This is a genomic window from Paenibacillus sanfengchensis, from assembly GCF_036864765.1.
Lineage (GTDB): Bacteria > Bacillota > Bacilli > Paenibacillales > Paenibacillaceae > Fontibacillus > Fontibacillus sanfengchensis.
In genome coordinates this window covers 86,595-103,484 of record NZ_JBAGJC010000008.1, presented here as the reverse complement: position 1 = coordinate 103,484, position 16,890 = coordinate 86,595, and the positions used below count along the sequence as shown (strand labels likewise).

Genomic DNA, 16,890 nt, shown 5'->3' with positions numbered 1-16,890 from the left:
ATCCACCTACTTCCATAAAAATGGAGGGTACTCATCCAGATCCCCTCGCAAGTATCGAGCCAGCAGTAAGGCTTGGACATGGGGCACCAGCCCCCAGGCTATATTTTCACCTAGGTAAGGGTGGGTCATTTTCTCTTGCTTCCTGCTCTGCCAGGCGGAAAGGAACTTTTTTCGAGCGTCCTCGGTCATTAGTACGGCACCGTTCTCCTTGCGGACAAAGTCATTTGCAGTCACTATCTTTTTATTGATCAGTGACAGGACAAACCGGTCGGCAAATATCCCGCGCAGTTCCTCCATCACATCCAGGGCCAAAGATACTCGCCCCGGCCGGTCGCGATGCAAGAAGCCTACATAGGCATCCAATCCGACTCCTTCCAGCGCAGAGGCCGTATCATTGGCCAGCAAAGTGTAGGCTAAAGACAACATGGCATTGACATGATCCAGTGGAGGTCTCCGGGACCGAGTATGAAAATAAAAATCTTCTTTCTGTTGCAAAATCATGGCATCCAGCAGCTTGTTGTAACTTAACGCCGCCTGCCCCTCCAGCCCTCTCAGCCGGTCCAGGTCCTCACATTCCTGGATGACCATCATCAGTTCCGACAATTGGAGTGAAGCTTCCTTAAACTGGGGCACATCAATCCGCAAAGGATAATCCCGAGTCATTCTTTCCAGCATCCATTTGTGGTTGTACACCTTACCCAAAATAAAGTTGCGCGCCACTCTGGCTGACAGTGCCTCGTTCTCCGAGATGGCATATTGTTTCTTACGCAACACCACATTTCCCCGGCTAGCGCCGATAACCCTAGCCAGAAATCTCCCATTTAACGTCATGAAGACAATAGAAATATTCCGCTCCGCACAATAGCCCATCAACGCGGGGCTCGCTCCGGTATATCCAAAAGCGATAATCGATTCCAGATTATGCAGCGGCAAGCGGCCCAGTTTCTCCTGCTCTTTCAAAAGTACGATATTGTCGCCATCCAACGATAAATAAACGTCCGGCTGATTAATGAACAGCGTATTTAGCAGCTTCTTCATTCCTTCAGCTTCCCTTCAATATAGCTTCGCACCGAACGCTTTTGCAAAACCTCCGGCAGACACACCGACTTCAAGGAACAGCTTTGGCAAAAAGAACCCGCCTTCACCCGAGGCGTATATCTTCGCCCATAGTAATCCCACATTTCGGCAACAATTCCCCGTACCTTATCTTTCAATTCCGTGGTCAATGGTACTTCGACTCGGCGTTTAATTTCATTGTAGAACATGTAGCCCACCGGAACGGAGCAGAGCAGCATTTCCTCCAAACAAATTGCCTGCGCCGCCAGTTGCAAAATATCCGCGTCGTTCTTTTTAGGCTTGCCCCGCTTATATTCCACGGGGCAAGCCTTGTACCTTCCTTCGGCCTCGCTAATTTCAACACCATCTTCATCTCGAATAAATTCGACTACATCGCAAATCCCCGTGATTTTCAGTTCCTCGGACTTAACGGGAAGCGCCCTTACAGTCAGCTTGTCGCCACGCTTCTCTCTTACGAAAGGCTGATCGGCTTTACGATGCAGATGCTGGCCCTCAATCGTTCCCACATTTTCTTCCCACTGCTGTTCGATATGAATCAGCGCCCACTGGCGCTTGCAAAATTGAAAATGCTGAATGCCGGACAGCATCAGATAATCCTCTTCCGGATTAGCGTCCATCCAAAACTTCGACCTTCAATCCGTCCAAGTCATAGAGTTCGATGGCATAATCCTCAAAGGAACGCGGTTCCTCCACCTTGGATTTGACCTGTAAGGAGCGATGCACCTTAGCGGAGGAGTATTGCCCCAATTTGGAACTATGCTCCCACCAATACACTTTATGCACCTCCATGCTGCCCTCCGGTCTGGCTGACGATAGGTCATTTTCAAAGAGCGTCAAAAGGGCTTGTTTTATTTTTTCCGCATCATCGTTTGTAAAGCCTGTTTTCTCCGCCAATTGGGTATTGATACTTCCATAGAAAACATACATCCCGAAATCCACGCGGTGTTTCATCCCCATGGTATCGGACCCGCGGTCTTTGCCCGGCTCCGAGTTGACACTCTTGGTAATCTGCATACTACTAATGTCGATGGGATCTACACTTCTGGCCGTATGAATGGACACGGGACCTCTAACGCCAACGGAAACGCCGGCACCGTTACCCGATCCTTTAAAAGCAAATACTTGTCCAAAGCTGCGCACATCGATCCATTCCCGACAAGCGACGGTGGCGAAAGCCTCACTCGATGCGGTTTTGGATTTCAAAATTTGATTCAATTCCGCATTACCATCCGCACGCTCTCTTAAACTATCATACTCATCTACCTTACGATCGTTCGATTGTACGAAAATAGCTTCCCCCAGATCCTGCAGCCGGTTTCTGATCTTCCGCTTGAGGGCCACATCCGATATTTCTCCATAACCGTCATAGTTCTGTCTTGGACGGTTTCCATTTAAAGGGTCCCCGTTGGGATTAGCGCAATTCACTGACAAAACAACGGCAAAATCAATTTTATGGTCCAAACTGCTCATTCCAATCACTCCTCCATATTTGATGATACTTCCGCTTCCGTGCTGCTTTCTTGATTTTTACCTTGATAGAAGACATGTCTCTGACTATAAAATCCAAGCAAATACTTGCCGGATAACGGTTTGTTATTAAAATCCTCCGGTTTGAACTTGAAGCCGATCTCGTCGATCACTCTTGTCCAAAATGCGGCATCCCTGCCCAATCGGGCCAAGTAAGGCTGCAGGCCTTCCTGAATAATCCGCCAGGTCCGTTCGGGGTGTTTGGAGAATGCATTCATATAGCGTATGGCATTGGTTGCCCGTTTCTCTTCTTTTCCCAGTGCCCGTCTCTCAAGCACATCGGCCACGGCCAACATGCGTCCGAACAAGTAGCTGCGGTCGTCGCTGTTTACATCAAGCGCCATTCTGATTCCCTCCTGTTTATCCGTTAAATGCTTGTTAATCAAAGCGCAGGCGATACTTAGCGTCTTCTCCCATTCCCAATTTTCCATGCCCACAGGATTGGAGGCCCGGTTAATCGCGCTCGTGATGATATCCAAAGGAATTCTCGTGCCGTCCACGATACACGGAAGCATGCGCTCCATCAGACCTTTGACAACCTTATCTCCCGCCCTGGGCCCGTAGGCCGCAAATGCGATCTCTTTAGTGGCCGGAGCCCCGTAAAAAGCGACAAATTCACTCTGGTTGTTCTTCCGGTACCGGTGAAGCCAGGCGCAGGTGGTATGCCACTCGGCAAGCCTGTCCAAATAGAGCTCCTTATCCATATTGCGGAAATACAAAACCGCCATACGACCTGTGGTCGCCGAGTCCAATACCATAATATTAACGGTGGGTTGGAGCTTGCCGCGAGTTCCCTCCCCAAGTTTATTTCGGTAACCGTCCAAAGCTTTGGCTACTTCTTGGGCTAACGACTCATTCGTATTAGACTTGTGAGTCACGGCGGGAATGGCGTCCGGATCCAGTGCGAACGTGTCTTCCGACGGATCGGGAATATATAACGAATCATTGCCCCACACCAGGAATACCCGTTGATCTATCGTCTTTCCTTGACGGTTAATGAGCCATTTCAGGGCATTGTGCGCTTTTTGAGATACCTCATAGCTAATGTTGGCGGCATCCCTGCTCTGAACAAAACGACCCCGAAAAGTAAATCCGCTGGTATCGTTCGCCGAAATGAGCTTGGCCTTATCCGCCGCATTGCGAATTTTGTTCGCATGCCGTTCTGTGCTGGGCAAGTTTTTTCCTGTGACATAACATACATCCTCTTCACCCAACCGTTCTTGGTAAAAAGCGATGAAAGAATCATACACTTCGCGATCTTTCCAGATGTCGGTTAAAATCCGGTCCGGCGAATGGACATTAAACCGCACAAAAGCACTAGTCTGATCTCCCGCTACTACGCCAAAAATATCCGGTTTTTCAGGATAACGCGCTTCATATTTTTTGTCCCATTTCTCAATCAAACGGTTGTCCTCATCCACTGCCAGAACGTGTTTATGATTGACCAGGTCATGGATCAGCGTTCTTTTGCTGAGATACCGGTAAATGCTTACTATTTTGGGGTGAGCATAAGGTGACTCCGCCCAATTCTGCAATTCATGTATGTAAGTTTCAAAAGGCTCCTCACCTTTAATTTTCCCGCCGTAAGCCACAAAGTCCCCCGCCACGTAACTTAATTTGTCATGCAGCGGGTAAGGTGCGATGACGGACCCCGCCCGGCTGGCGGACTTCTCGGTACAGGGAATCAAGGTGCTTGCGTCGCTTTTGTCGATCACTTTTGCGAAATGGAACTCGCCCTCCTCCGTAATCAGCACTTCAATATGTGCATTCTGAGTCGTGTGCGAGACGGGGAGGAGTGTGTATTCCCGGCCGTTTTTCAGTTCAATCTCGCCTACACGATCCAGATTGGCTTCATAAGTTTCATATAAGCTGAGCAGCCAACTCATAGATATTCCTCCTCTCCCCAACTGGCCAACAGTTGGTCTGCGGATTCTACATCTGCCGAATCAAAGCGCTTCGGCTCCATCTCCGATATTACACGGACCTGTGGGCATTCCTCCGGCCGCGGGAACGTAATGATTCCATTCTTCATTACCGGTTGCCACAGTCGAACTTCCAACTGATCTCTACCCGTTTCATCCGGGTAGTTGATCCCATGCACCATCGTGCCAAGATGAATTTCGCCATAGTCGTCATAATAACTATCGCCTTCCCCAAACCGGCACGGCTCCACATATCCCTGACACTCCCGAGTGCCGAGAAAAATATCCCTCCGCCCTCCTGCCTTGACGCTGCGCATAAGAATATTATGGTGTTTGTGCTCGTTCCGATCGTAAGCCATATCCGGACGGTTCATATTGAACTCAAAATGGCATCTGACTTGATAGTGCACTTCTTTTAAATAGGTGTAATTGGCAAGCGTATTACCGCCGCTATAGTCAATGGGGCGAACCCCCTTGGACTCCATTCGAATCGCATTCATTACCCGGATCTCGTCGACGATCATGAGGATCGTAGGCTTCCAATAGATACTTTCACATATCCCTTTGATCGCCTGGTAGGTGGGGACCTGATAGCTCAGCTTCTCACCGCCGAGTTTGGTTAGCGGATCGGTAAACAAGGCGTAATCTCCATACACGGAAAATTCAACGGAGTTTCTGATCATATAGATTCACCTCCTTTCGAGTTCACTGTTACGCTTTATTTTTCAAAAAATACTAGCCCCCGACCAGCTCTCATTCTCCAGATCCAATCCGTACTCCTCGTTATAAGCACCGTCTTTCAGCACCCGTACCTGTCCATCCAGACAGTATTCCAGACCGCCGTTTTTACTCAATTGCTCCAATTCATACGGAAAAAGGTTTACAGTGAACTGCTGCGCCTTCCGCATCACCCTGCCGAAATCTTCGATACTTTTTGCCCCGTTTAACTCGGTAATGATCTCCTCGCCTTCTCCATACGGCACAATGACCGGTGTGGTCATATTATCAATGACGTGAAAATGCTCTGCGGCCGTGCGGTAGCTGTTGACCAGAAACAGAGGGGGCCGCTTTGGATGGTTAAGGCAATAGTCCTGAAAATATTTATTTTCCTTATACCCGGCAAAAAGTAAGGTGGTCATGTCCATATTCAATTTTGGAACATTAAAATCCAGGAATGGCTTCACTTCCGTATAAAACCGCTGAAAGTAATAAGTCATCGCCTCCACCGACAAAAGATCGCCGCCATGGCTGGATGCCTTATGCCGCAGATCAATGAGCATTTGCTTCGTGATTTCCTTGCCCTTGCCGATTTCCTGCAAATGCCGCAAATTCTCTTCCGCATGATCGATCAGATAAACCTGCTGCAAGGTGTCTTCCCCGTGCCGGTTGCATCTTCCGGCCGCTTGAGCCAGGGAATCCAGCCCGGCCAACGAACGAACGACACATTGAAAGCTGATATCGACGCCTGCTTCGATCAGCGGTGTACTGATGCAAACCATTTGCTCCTGATTCGCTAGATGTTCACGGATTTTGCCCATCCTATCCTTCCGATGCGCCGGACACATCGACGTGCTTAAGTGATAAACCGGGATATCCCGCAGCTGGTTAAGGAGACGCTGATACAACTCCTTCACTACGGCTTTGGTGTTCAGAATAATTAGAATATTGCGTTTTTCCTTCAGCATATGGAGGACAAAGTTGGCCAGCTTCTCATTCGTGTATTTTTCATGACTTGCTTCATCCATCAGTTCTACACGCTTAAACGCCGTAATCACTTGACCCAGATCTTGAATCATTTCTGCATTCTGTTGGATCTGGAGCTGATGCTTCACAAAGTTTAGCGCCGGTTGGGTCGCCGTGCATAGCACGATACCCGTACGGCAAAAATCATTCAGAAAATTCACCGCCTCATTAAACAAAGACACACAAGAAACCGGCACTTTCTGAACTTCATCAAAAATAATCACGGACTCGCTAAGGTTATGCAATCTCCTAATATTTCTGCTGCCCTTGGCATAAAACACATTCAAAAACTGCACCAATGTAGTGAAGATGACGGGAGAGTCCCAGTTGTCCTTGGCCAGCTTTAGCTTTTGCCGCACATTCATAAGACCGTCATCCGCTTCATCATCCCCATCCAAATCTTCAATCACATTGGAATGGTGCTCCAGAATGTGGGCGTCATCCTGCAAAATTCTGCGGACTTCGGCAGCATTCTGCTCAATGATCGTGGTGTAGGGCAGCACATAAATAATATGTTTTTTGCCATGGATTATCGCATGCTTCAAGGCATATCGAAGGCTCGCCAGCGTTTTCCCGCCTCCCGTAGGAATGGACAGCGTGTAAATCCCCGACAGCCTGTCCGCAAATCGGTCACACTGCTCCGACATGTCGTTCCTTAACTTGTTAATGGAAGAAGATGAGCCTGTCTGTTTACCCATGGACTGGATCACAGCCATCAATTTATCGTAATAACCCTGAAAGAGTTCATTGGCGGGAGGAGCCTCCTCCTCTCCATCAGCAACATTGTCTTCGAAACGCCTAGTATCCGTACGGTCCCCGTCAATTAGAGCGCTGAATACAAACTTTGTTAAAAACATGCATTTAGCTTCCCTGCTAAAAGAAGAAGGAGCCAACAAATATTGTTTTAGTTCCCTTACAGCCTGATCGACATAATGCTGAAACTCCACTTCACTCATCACTTGTTCAAAGAAAAGGCGTACACTTTCGTCATAATCCGCGATATCTTCTTTGTCTCTGACACGCCGCAAATAAGGGGATTCCAAATCCGGGTCCAGATAGTCGTGCACATAAGAGTGGTGGGATATAATCGCGTTGCCTACAATTTCAGCCAGGATCCCCTTTTCCAGCTCAATATTGCTTTTGTGGTACAAATCGTAGAGAAGCCGCCCGCCTGCCGTGGAATGATCTACGCTCCCGCGTTTGGGGGGAGCCTCCGGATGATTCACCGCCTCCATCAGATAATCCTGAAACGCGTTCGAGAATTTCCCCATATCATGCAGCACCCCCGCCAGCCCGGCTACATGGGTGATTCCGAGCTTTGCCCCAAAGGATTCCGCCAGCTTCCGAACTCCGTGCAAATGGGCCTTCAGGGATTGCCGTTCCCGGTCGCTTTCACGGATATGAGCGATAAACTCCATAGCCCTACCTCCCCCTTTCAAAAAAATAGTTCAAACGACTCGTTAAATTGTTATTTACTAATTCTCTAGCACTATCGCATTTCCCTTCCAAAATTCTACATATTTCTTTATTTATTGTTTTATTTCTAGCTTATGAAGTCTCACATTTTGTGTACACATCTATTGGGTAAAAAAAGAACAGCCCCTGCCGGGCTGCCTTATCCATAAAATGTTAAGTTAGGTAGCGTAGTGTCTTACATGGAATCTATGCACCTAGTTAAGTGTGCGACTAATCCTCAAATGATTTCAAGTCATTCCGCTATTTCAAGCCACGCACCTACGTAAGTGCGACTCAATTTGTAACACAACTTCTTAGTGTTCTCAATATTTAAATCCACGCACCTATGTAAGGTGCGACCATGGATCGGCCGGAATTAATTCCTCATCCGCCAAATTTAAATCCACGCACCTATGTAAGGTGCGACCCGGCCATCCGGACGCGGCGCCCCGTTCTTCTCAATTTCAATCCACGCACCTATGTAAGGTGCGACAGTGAGTGCAAAAGGGATGTCCTGCGAACCAAAGATTTCAATCCACGCACCTATGTAAGGTGCGACGAGATTCCAGAAGGTTCATCGGGGACTTTCTTTTTATTTCAATCCACGCACCTATGTAAGGTGCGACCATGTCGAAAACCTTTGTAATAAGTAGGCAATGTATATTTCAATCCACGCACCTATGTAAGGTGCGACTCCTGCGAAACCTGTTGATGTCGATCCTCCAGCATTTCAATCCACGCACCTATGTAAGGTGCGACCTGTCCCGATCAATCCGAGGTATTTGGTGTTATGAAATTTCAATCCACGCACCTATGTAAGGTGCGACGGTTCACGGGCTACTTCGCCAAAGTGGTCCGATTTTTATTTCAATCCACGCACCTATGTAAGGTGCGACTGGGTATGCCCAAAGGATTATGCTATTCGACAGATTTCAATCCACGCACCTATGTAAGGTGCGACCGAATGGCCATGAAAGCCGTAAAAATCCAAATGATTTCAATCCACGCACCTATGTAAGGTGCGACGCCAAGGTTTAAGGATGTGCCGAAGGCAAGGGGATTTCAATCCACGCACCTATGTAAGGTGCGACGCGTTTTTTAACATATATTGTTAGAAAATATACTTCAAAACTACAAAACGACTACTTTAAGCAATTGAGTGATTATTTTACTGGTATATTTTATGTGAATATGGAAACTTAAGTAAGATATTTTAGTGCGAATCCCCCTAGAAAATCATGTTCGCTTCATATTCGCACCAAAAGTATACGCCTCTGTATAAGTCAAACTGTCGTTTTTACCAGATAAGGTGTGAAGTGTCTTTATCGTACTCTTACGCAATGCCAATTCTTTAATTTAAATTAACTGGAATTCCTCCCGTTAATTTGATGCCTATGCGGCTGCAGAGGCAAATTAGCTGGAAAACCTCCCGGTAATTCGCCTGAAATTGCGTATTTCGGCAGTTGGGTCGCGAAATAGATGGAGCTTTTCCAGCTAATTCGGGTCCAAGGGCCAAGAGCGGTATATTAACGGGAGGTTTTCCCGTTAATGATAGAGGTTAAATGTGTAGACTCCAACGGTGGTGCTTGATATCTACATGGTGAATTCCGGCAAAGTTTAACCTAAAACTAGGTTAGAAGATTTCCACGAAATCTCCAAGATTCTTACATTATACCATAGGAAAAATGTCCTCCGAGAAGCCAGCTATCCTACACATAGAGCAGATGTTGATCGCTCAAGGCAGATACGCAATTTTTGAGGTAATCGGCGTTCTTGGCTTGGCCGCCGGTACTTCCGCCGGGTAACCGACTCCCAAGACTCCGACGACATCGTAATTCTCCTGGACGCCGAGAACTTCGCGATTACGTGGCGTGGCGCCGATGGACGACCAAAACACACCCGCACCCGCCTCATGAGCCGCCAGCATGAAGTTTTGAATGAAGCAGGATACGGCCATCACATTCTCATCCCGCTCTAAAGGAGTGGAAGCCGGTTTGGATAAAATTGCAAGTACGACTGGGGCACCGCCAAAGTCGGTTTTATGGTTCAAACTCGCTCTCGTCTCCGGCCCGATGAACAGGATCTCCCAAGGTTCGTTCATCCGGTGATTGGGCGCGTAGCTTGCGGCTTCCAGCCAGGCGGTTAAGTCCTGTTCACCGACCGGATCGGGTTTAAACATCTTGATATTTCTCCGGGTCTTCATGGCCTCCGTCAATTTTGTCATGGTTTTCCGTCATCTCCTTCACTGGCATATACCTATGTATACGACAAGTATACGATTACAAATGTATACATCTTCCTGGGGATTGTCAAAGTAAAGCAACCTTGCTCCACTTCTTAAGTTACCGGGCTGTATCAACATTTAGAATCCCCCCGCTTCATTCGAAGCAGAGGGATTCTCATCATCAGCTTGCCGTCGTCTGCGCTTCATCCGTGTCTGTTTTAGTCCCGGATTCCTGCTGCCCGCCTTTCCCCATATGCGTATGCGTCCCGTTGACAATCTCCAGCGCTTTATCCGCTAGGCTGGCCTTGCGGCTATCATACTCCGTTTGCGTAATCTTGCCGTCGGACAATCGCTCATCCAGCGCGGTGGTCAACTCGCTCGTGACGAGGTCAACGACCGATTTCTGGGCCACGCCTTTTTCTTCAGCCAGGGTAGCCAGAGATTTTCCCGCATGCAAGCCGGTTTTCAGATCATCCGCCGTCATCCCGAGCAGCGAAGCGACACCCTCCTTATCCAGATGAGTTCCGCCGTGTCCGCCAAACCCGCCTTTTCCATCCGACACCCGGTTCACCAGCTCCGCCGCTTTCGCCGAGACTTCGGCTTTTTCCGTGTTATATTGATCCTGCGCCAGGCTGCCGTCCGCCAGCTTCACATCCAGATTCGCGGCTAGCTGCTCCGCAACCAAATCAATCACCGACTGTACCTCGATGTTTTTCTCTTCGGCCAGGGTCGCCAGCGACTTCCCTTCACGCTGCGCCGTCCGCAGCTCCTCCTCGGTCACCCCCAGCAGCGATGCGATCGCCGCATGGTCCAGCTTTTTGGCGCCGCCTCTTTTTTTCAGCGTCCCTTTCGCCGCAGTGTCCGTTGAAGCGGACGATTGCTGCGTATCGGCGGCCGTATCCGCCGCCGCGGCATAAGCCTGTCCGGCCAGGGCGGCACCGCCGCCCAATGTGATAGTCAATGCAAGCACACCTGCTGCCAGTATTTTTTTATTCATGAAAGTTTCCTCCTAAGTTAAGTGGTTTATGAGCTTTGTCTGGCTGCCTTGAGGTTGTCCAGTTCCGCCTGCACTTCATCCTGCTCCGACCAGTCCGCCAGGCGGGAAGTCGGTTGGCCCACGGCTTGATAGGCCAGGGTGCTTGCTTCCAGCCGCATGATTTTTTGCTCCATTTGATCGAATCCGCGGGAAATTCGGCCCGCGTCGATGGCCGGAACAGCGCGCGCCGTAGCCCGCAAAGCCGCCGCCGCGTTCATGCGCGCCATCAGAAACGTCAGCTTGTCGTTCAACTCCCGGCGCAGGTCGAGCAGACGGTCCATCTCCCCGCGAAGCGCCTCCATCTGCTGCCGGATCGCTTCGCGCTGCTCCGTATAGGTCTGATGCAGCTTCGCATGATGCAGCTTCTCCTGAATCGCCAGCTTCGCGATGTCCTCCTCGCCGCGGTCCACGGCGAGCCCGGCTTGGCGGGACCGCTTGTCCACCACCTGGATGGTTCTGGCGATCAGCACATCGAACTGCTGCTCCGCCGCGATTTGGACTTCCAGCGCCGCGCGAACCTTATCGATCTGCTCCTCCAGCTGCCGGATATAATACTTGGCCATGCTGACCGGATCCTCCACCTGATCGAGCAGCCGATGTACGTCTGCCGCGGCAATATCTTTAATTCTTCCGAAAATCCCCATGTTATTCATCCTCCTTTTTATGTTGATCCCGTTCCCATTCATCCAAGAAGCGGCCTCGGCTTACACCGGGTTCCATGGAAGAAGTGTAGGCGATAAGAGCCTGGGGGGATGTATTGTTACGATGGTTTGCAATCCGTCTGTACAGCCAAAAAGCGAGAAGCAGCACGATCAAGCCCCAAAGCGGCGTCAGCAAACTTAGGGTACATAAAGCCGCGAATACGGCTCCGATCCATTTGAGAATCCCCGTACCTTTTACAAAAAGAGCGACGCCCCCGAGCAAGACCGCCAGTTGAAGCAGAATCGTTCCTGCCGAGGCTGCTGAGTCTGACGCTCCGGCCATTTCCGGCTTCGCGAACCTCGCACCTTTCATCGCAAACGCAAATCCGTGCTGACCGTGCCTCATCCCATCATGCCATGCCTGGCGGTGTGGGAATGGTTCGCCGGACGGGGCACCCATGCTCATTTTGAATGCTAAAGCAATCAGCAGGATCGCGATCCCTGCGAGAGCGATACTCAGAAGTATTGAAGATCGTTTCATTGGCGCTCACCTCCTTCCGTGATCTCCATGGCCTTATCTTAGGGCAGGAACCTTTAGTGAATCTTAAATGCTTTTTGGGTCCATCAAAAAAATATCTTTGCCAAATTGAAGGTCAACCGCCGCATGAGTGCCATCGCCCAGGCCAAGGAGCTGCGGATGATCGGCGAAAACAAGCGCTGACGCAAACAAGGAGGGAGCTCCAAATTCACTTCCGGTGACCTCGGGGCTCCCTCAAGTCCGATGCCCAAACGGGAACAACCTCATCAAAAATTTGCGATATTGACGTGTTTTTGTTGCAAATACAATAAAATTAGGTTAAATTTAATATGTATTATTTTTATTGCATTTGCAACAAAAATATGTGCTGAGGAGTTAATTATGAAGGAGATTCTGCGTGAAATTGGAATGATCGCAAGGGCATTAGACTCTATAAGTAATATTGAATTTAAAGAATACGACCTGACAAAAGGGCAGTATTTGTACCTTGTACGAATTTGTGAAAACCCGGGAGTCATTCAAGAAAAGTTGGCTGAGATGATAAAAGTAGACCGGACTACAGCAGCCCGCGCTATAAAAAAGCTTGAAATTAATGGCTTTATTGAAAAGAAAGACGATACACACAACAAAAAAATTAAAATGCTCTTTCCATCAGAGAAAGGGAAAAGTGTATATCCTTTTTTAAAAAGAGAACATGATTATTCCAATAGCGTCGCATTAGAGGGATTCTCCGAAAGAGAAGCGGAAACCATGTTCAATCTTCTTCAAAGAGTAAGAAAAAATATAGAAAAAGACTGGGATTTTGTAAAAAAGGGAAACAAAAGAACTTATTGATGACATAAAGGAGCGACATATTCAGATGACTATAAATTTAAAAAAGTGTACCCTTGAGGATTCACACCAACTTCAAGCTATTAGTTATGAAACATTTAATGAGACATTTAAGCATCAGAATTCACCCGAAAATATGAATGCCTATTTGGAAAGGGCTTTTAACTTAAACCAATTAGAACAAGAATTATCCCATATTTCTTCGCAATTCTTTTTTGTTTATTTTAATAATGAAATCGCCGGATATCTAAAGGTCAATACCAATGATGCCCAGTCCGAAGAAATGGGGGACGCATCACTTGAAATCGAGAGGATTTATATAAAGAACAAATTCCAAAAACATGGGCTTGGTAAATATCTGCTGAATAAAGCTATGGAAATTGCGGTGGAACGTAATAAAAAGAATATCTGGCTGGGCGTATGGGAAAAAAATGAAAATGCAATTGCTTTTTATAAGAAAATGGGGTTTGTTCAAACTGGAGCCCACTCTTTTTATATGGGTGATGAAGAACAAACGGACTTTATAATGACCAAAACTCTTATATAAGAAAAATTTAATTAGGGGCGCCCCTCGGCCATCGACGGATGACCCGGGAGCGGCCCCTGCTTTTTGTTTTATTATATGGGAACTATACGGGTCCTCCTAGAAATTCACCTCAAAGTTCGTGATATTCAGGGTACCCGCCTCTACGGTTTCGCCGGTTCCCGCATATACCTTGAACGCGATGGCCCGAATGTCCGTCAGATGGGATACGGGCGCACTATGGACCCAGTTTGTGTCTTTGGATTTCCAGATCGGGGCATTGAACGCGTATGTTACGTCCACCGATTCCCCTGCCGCGATGACCCGCTCGACGGAAGGATCCGTTGCGGTTTGCCCTCCCGTCTCTTCCCAATTCCATCCGGTACCGGTCCGGAGCACCAGGGAGACGCGAATCGGCTTGGTTCCTTCATTGGTTAATGTGGAGGAAATGCCGGCATACCGGGACCAGTCATCCCCCTTCCCCAAACCGGGCTTCGTCTCGGTCGCCACGCCGGCCGCAACCGTATCGCTTAAGGTAGAGGCGTAATTCACAAACACGGTTTCTCCATTTAAGCCGCTCGAAATGTTCCCCGTAAAAGCCGAATCCGTAAAGTTCCACGGATAATGACTTGCGGTTTTGGGACGGTTCATCTCGGCAATCGTCGCCGCATAGGCGTCGGCCGGTAAATCAAAGCTGACGGTATGCAGTTGAATGCTTCCCTTCAGATTGCCGCCTCCGCCTTGCACCCTAAGAATGATCCGATTTACTTCTTTATCGGAGAGAGCCGTTAGCGGAACGGTAGCCAGCATGGTCGTTTTCGCCGGAATTTGGATGTACTGGCCAAGTTCCACCCACTTCCAAGTGCGGTCTTTAACAATCGGCTGCAGTTGAATTTCAACCGGATTCGGATTGGTGATGATGAGCTTCATGTGGTTAAAAGAACTCCAGTCTGCCGCCGGGCTGGGATCCACTTGAAAGCTGGGGTAATTCTCCTTCTGGAGATCGAAGGTCATGTTTAACCCGCCGTTTTCAAGCGGGGCCAGCTTGGCTTCAGTCGGATTCGTCGGCTGATCACCGCCGTTAATCCCAACGTACCAGTTCGAGTAATCGTCGATGATGCCCGGATCGATCGCCGGCAGTTGATTCGGGTCCCCGGTGGTTACCGTGACGGCATTGCTGGCCTCCGACACATTCCCCGCATCGTCAAAAGCCTTCACAGTGAACGTGTACGTTGTATTCCCCTCCAGGCCTGAAGCGATATACCCGGTTGCCGGGACGGAGCCGATCAGGACTCCATCTCTGTACACCTGATAGCCCGCCACTCCAATATTGTCCGTGGATGCCGTCCAGGACAGATTCGCTGTTGTGACGGCGGGTACAACGGTGAGGCCCGCAGGTGCCGTAGGCGCCGTTTGATCGTGGCTGTCCGCGGTTTTCACGCTTGCCGGGTTGCTCGCTTCGGATAAGTTTCCCGCGGCATCGACCGCTTTTACCGTAAAAGTGTAAGTCATGTTGGCCTTTAGCCCGGTTACCCGATAAGTCGTAGTCGGACTGATATCCACCAATACTTCGTCCTTGTACACATTATATCCGGTCACGCCGACATTATCGGTGGAAGCATTCCAGGCGAGCTCTACCGTGGAGTAATCCGGCGATGTCCCCGTAAGGTTCGCGGGGGGTGACGGAGCCTCACGATCAGACGGGGCATGATCATAAACGGAACAAATCTCCGAAGTCGCCCGAATGCCGTTCGGCCCGTTGATGAGGATATTCCCCTGCTCGGTATAGCTGGTGCCCGCCCAATCGTGGGACATGTCCAGATACTCCAGCCCCGAACCGTTTCCTTTCCAGGACCAGCCGAGATAACCTACGCCCTTTTCCTCGCTATAGCTCATGATCGTGGCCTCGTCCACATCCCCATTCGTATGCCGGATTCCGAATTCGCCGATCACGAGGGCCAGATTCTTGTTCAATACCTGATCTATGTTGCTCTTGACGGTCGAGGCGTTTCCTCCGGCATACTCGTACATATGAATCGCAAACATCGTATTTCGAAGAGGGTCGGCATTAAAAACCTGGGTCCCGTAGTCGAAAACCGATTGCGGATATTGCCCCCATCCCGCGCTGTCCACGATGATCGTGTTCTTGATGCCGGCATTCCGGAGTTTGGGGATGACGGACGTATAGCCGTTTGCCCATCCCGCTCCATCCCATGAGCCATACCATTCGTTCGCTATATTCAGGATCACGGTTTTTTCTTTGCCGATTAAGGCGCTCTTCATTTCGATCCAGTAATTTGCGATGTTGTCCAAGACCGCTTGGCTGTCCGATCCGGTTCCATCATGGACTTCGAGCACGACGACCAGCTTATTTTGTTCGCATAGCGTAATAAGATTCTGGATAGAGGATAAGCTGTCTTTCGACCACTGTTGGCCATCGGAAAGCACGATTCTTACCGTGTTGGCGCCTGTCGCGGCGATCGCGGGGATGGCGGCGGAGAGCTGATCTTTGTACCACGTATGCGCATGATTGATCCCCCTCATCACAAACGGGTTTCCGTTCGCATCGTAAAGCGTCGTCCCGTCAATGTAGAACCCGGTGTGCGTTGAGACAGGACTGGTTGTAATCCTTACTTCACCGCTCGCTCCCGACACATTGCCTGCGGCGTCTTTGGCTTTGACCGTAAAGCTGTACTCGGTGTTCGCCGTTAAGCCCGTTACGGTGTAACTTGTCGTGGCACTTGAACCTGCGAGCGCCGATCCGCGGTAAATGTCATAGCCGGTTACCCCTACATTATCCGTGGACGCAGTCCAGGCAAGGGTTACGGTCGTATCGGTTTTGGAGGAGACAGCAAGATTGGCGGGAGCGGAAGGGGCCGCAGTATCAGGCGTGCCGTCCGGACCGTACACTTCAAATTCCCAAAGAGAATAGCCCCACTGAGTGCCCCTTTGCGTTCCGTACATCCTCACATACCGGGCGGACTTCGTTTCAAAGGAGATTTGGTCTATTCCCCCGTCCCCTTCCGTTGTGGAATAAACGGTGTCCCACTGTTGATTGTCCAAGGAGGTTTGAATTTGATAGGATTTTCCGTAAGCAATTTCCCAGTTCAGCAGGACCCCGTTTATCTCACGGACCGTTTCCAGATCGACGCTGATCCAATGCGGATCGGAATAAACGGATGACCACCTCGTTGAAGCATTCCCGTCGAACGCCATGGCCGGTGTTTTATCGGAATCCTCCACAGTGCTTGCCGCCGCCGGCTTGTTTTGGGCCAGATTGACCGCGGCCGCTCCAGCTCCCGCATTCATTGACGGTATGAGGCTAAATAGCAAACCAAATACGACCACACAGGCTAAAATCCTCTTCATTCCT

The 16,890-nt window shown here is 49.4% G+C and carries 14 protein-coding genes and 1 CRISPR repeat array; of the genes, 2 read left to right on the top strand and 12 right to left on the bottom strand.

Annotation, left to right across the window (positions count from 1 at the left end; genetic code table 11):
- Positions 1-6 precede the first annotated feature (6 nt).
- The 11 genes from cas1c to V4U84_RS17820 all read right to left on the bottom strand — a co-directional run bounded on the left by cas1c (position 7) and on the right by V4U84_RS17820 (position 12,355).
- Positions 7-1,038 carry a type I-C CRISPR-associated endonuclease Cas1c gene (gene cas1c, locus V4U84_RS17870; protein ID WP_334077629.1) on the bottom strand — a complete coding sequence of 344 codons (1,032 nt, stop codon included), beginning with the start codon at positions 1,036-1,038 and terminating at the stop codon, positions 7-9.
- The gene (cas4, locus tag V4U84_RS17865; RefSeq protein WP_334077628.1) at positions 1,035-1,694 is read right to left on the bottom strand and encodes a CRISPR-associated protein Cas4; all 660 of its coding nucleotides are present in this window, start codon (positions 1,692-1,694) and stop codon (positions 1,035-1,037) included. The genes cas1c and cas4 overlap by 4 nt, the downstream gene beginning before the upstream one ends.
- The gene (gene cas7c / locus V4U84_RS17860) at positions 1,684-2,547 is read right to left on the bottom strand and encodes a type I-C CRISPR-associated protein Cas7/Csd2 (RefSeq protein WP_334077627.1); all 864 of its coding nucleotides are present in this window, start codon (positions 2,545-2,547) and stop codon (positions 1,684-1,686) included. The genes cas4 and cas7c overlap by 11 nt, the downstream gene beginning before the upstream one ends.
- A 5-nt stretch (positions 2,548-2,552) precedes the next feature.
- Positions 2,553-4,490, bottom strand: coding sequence for a type I-C CRISPR-associated protein Cas8c/Csd1 (cas8c, locus tag V4U84_RS17855; protein ID WP_334077626.1), 1,938 nt, complete (start codon positions 4,488-4,490; stop codon positions 2,553-2,555).
- Positions 4,487-5,206 (bottom strand): type I-C CRISPR-associated protein Cas5c, encoded by a 720-nt coding sequence (cas5c, locus tag V4U84_RS17850; protein ID WP_334074363.1) that lies wholly within the window; start codon positions 5,204-5,206, stop codon positions 4,487-4,489. Before cas5c ends, cas8c begins: the two co-directional genes overlap by 4 nt.
- 45 nt (positions 5,207-5,251) lie before the next feature.
- Positions 5,252-7,687, bottom strand: a complete 2,436-nt coding sequence (gene cas3 / locus V4U84_RS17845; RefSeq protein WP_334074177.1) for a CRISPR-associated helicase Cas3' — start codon at positions 7,685-7,687, stop codon at positions 5,252-5,254.
- 365 nt (positions 7,688-8,052) lie between these two features.
- A CRISPR array of direct repeats spans positions 8,053-8,815; the repeat unit is 32 nt; unit sequence ATTTCAATCCACGCACCTATGTAAGGTGCGAC.
- 644 nt (positions 8,816-9,459) lie between these two features.
- Positions 9,460-9,948, bottom strand: coding sequence for a nitroreductase family protein (locus V4U84_RS17840; RefSeq protein WP_334074176.1), 489 nt, complete (start codon positions 9,946-9,948; stop codon positions 9,460-9,462).
- Between the two features lie 181 nt (positions 9,949-10,129).
- Positions 10,130-10,945, bottom strand: coding sequence for a hypothetical protein (locus tag V4U84_RS17835; RefSeq protein WP_334074175.1), 816 nt, complete (start codon positions 10,943-10,945; stop codon positions 10,130-10,132).
- A gap of 26 nt (positions 10,946-10,971) precedes the next feature.
- A complete protein-coding gene (locus V4U84_RS17830) occupies positions 10,972-11,628 on the bottom strand; it encodes a PspA/IM30 family protein (RefSeq protein ID WP_334074174.1) in 657 nt (218 codons plus the stop codon).
- A 1-nt stretch (position 11,629) separates the two neighbouring features.
- A complete protein-coding gene (locus tag V4U84_RS17825; protein WP_334074173.1) occupies positions 11,630-12,166 on the bottom strand; it encodes a hypothetical protein in 537 nt (178 codons plus the stop codon).
- A 63-nt stretch (positions 12,167-12,229) separates the two neighbouring features.
- Positions 12,230-12,355: a hypothetical protein gene (locus V4U84_RS17820; RefSeq protein ID WP_334074172.1), complete on the bottom strand. Its 126-nt coding sequence runs from the start codon at positions 12,353-12,355 to the stop codon at positions 12,230-12,232.
- 189 nt (positions 12,356-12,544) lie between these two features.
- Here V4U84_RS17820 and V4U84_RS17815 point away from each other — a divergent pair, with 189 nt between their 5' ends.
- Both V4U84_RS17815 and paiA read left to right on the top strand, forming a co-directional pair.
- On the top strand, positions 12,545-12,997 hold the full coding sequence (locus V4U84_RS17815) for a MarR family winged helix-turn-helix transcriptional regulator (protein WP_334074171.1): 453 nt from the start codon (positions 12,545-12,547) through the stop codon (positions 12,995-12,997).
- Between the two features lie 25 nt (positions 12,998-13,022).
- Positions 13,023-13,541 (top strand): spermidine/spermine N(1)-acetyltransferase, encoded by a 519-nt coding sequence (gene paiA / locus V4U84_RS17810; protein WP_334074170.1) that lies wholly within the window; start codon positions 13,023-13,025, stop codon positions 13,539-13,541.
- A 96-nt stretch (positions 13,542-13,637) separates the two neighbouring features.
- On the opposite strand, the gene V4U84_RS17805 is transcribed toward paiA, so the two are convergent.
- Positions 13,638-16,886 carry a cellulase family glycosylhydrolase gene (locus V4U84_RS17805; RefSeq protein WP_334077625.1) on the bottom strand — a complete coding sequence of 1,083 codons (3,249 nt, stop codon included), beginning with the start codon at positions 16,884-16,886 and terminating at the stop codon, positions 13,638-13,640.
- Positions 16,887-16,890: the final 4 nt, after the last annotated feature.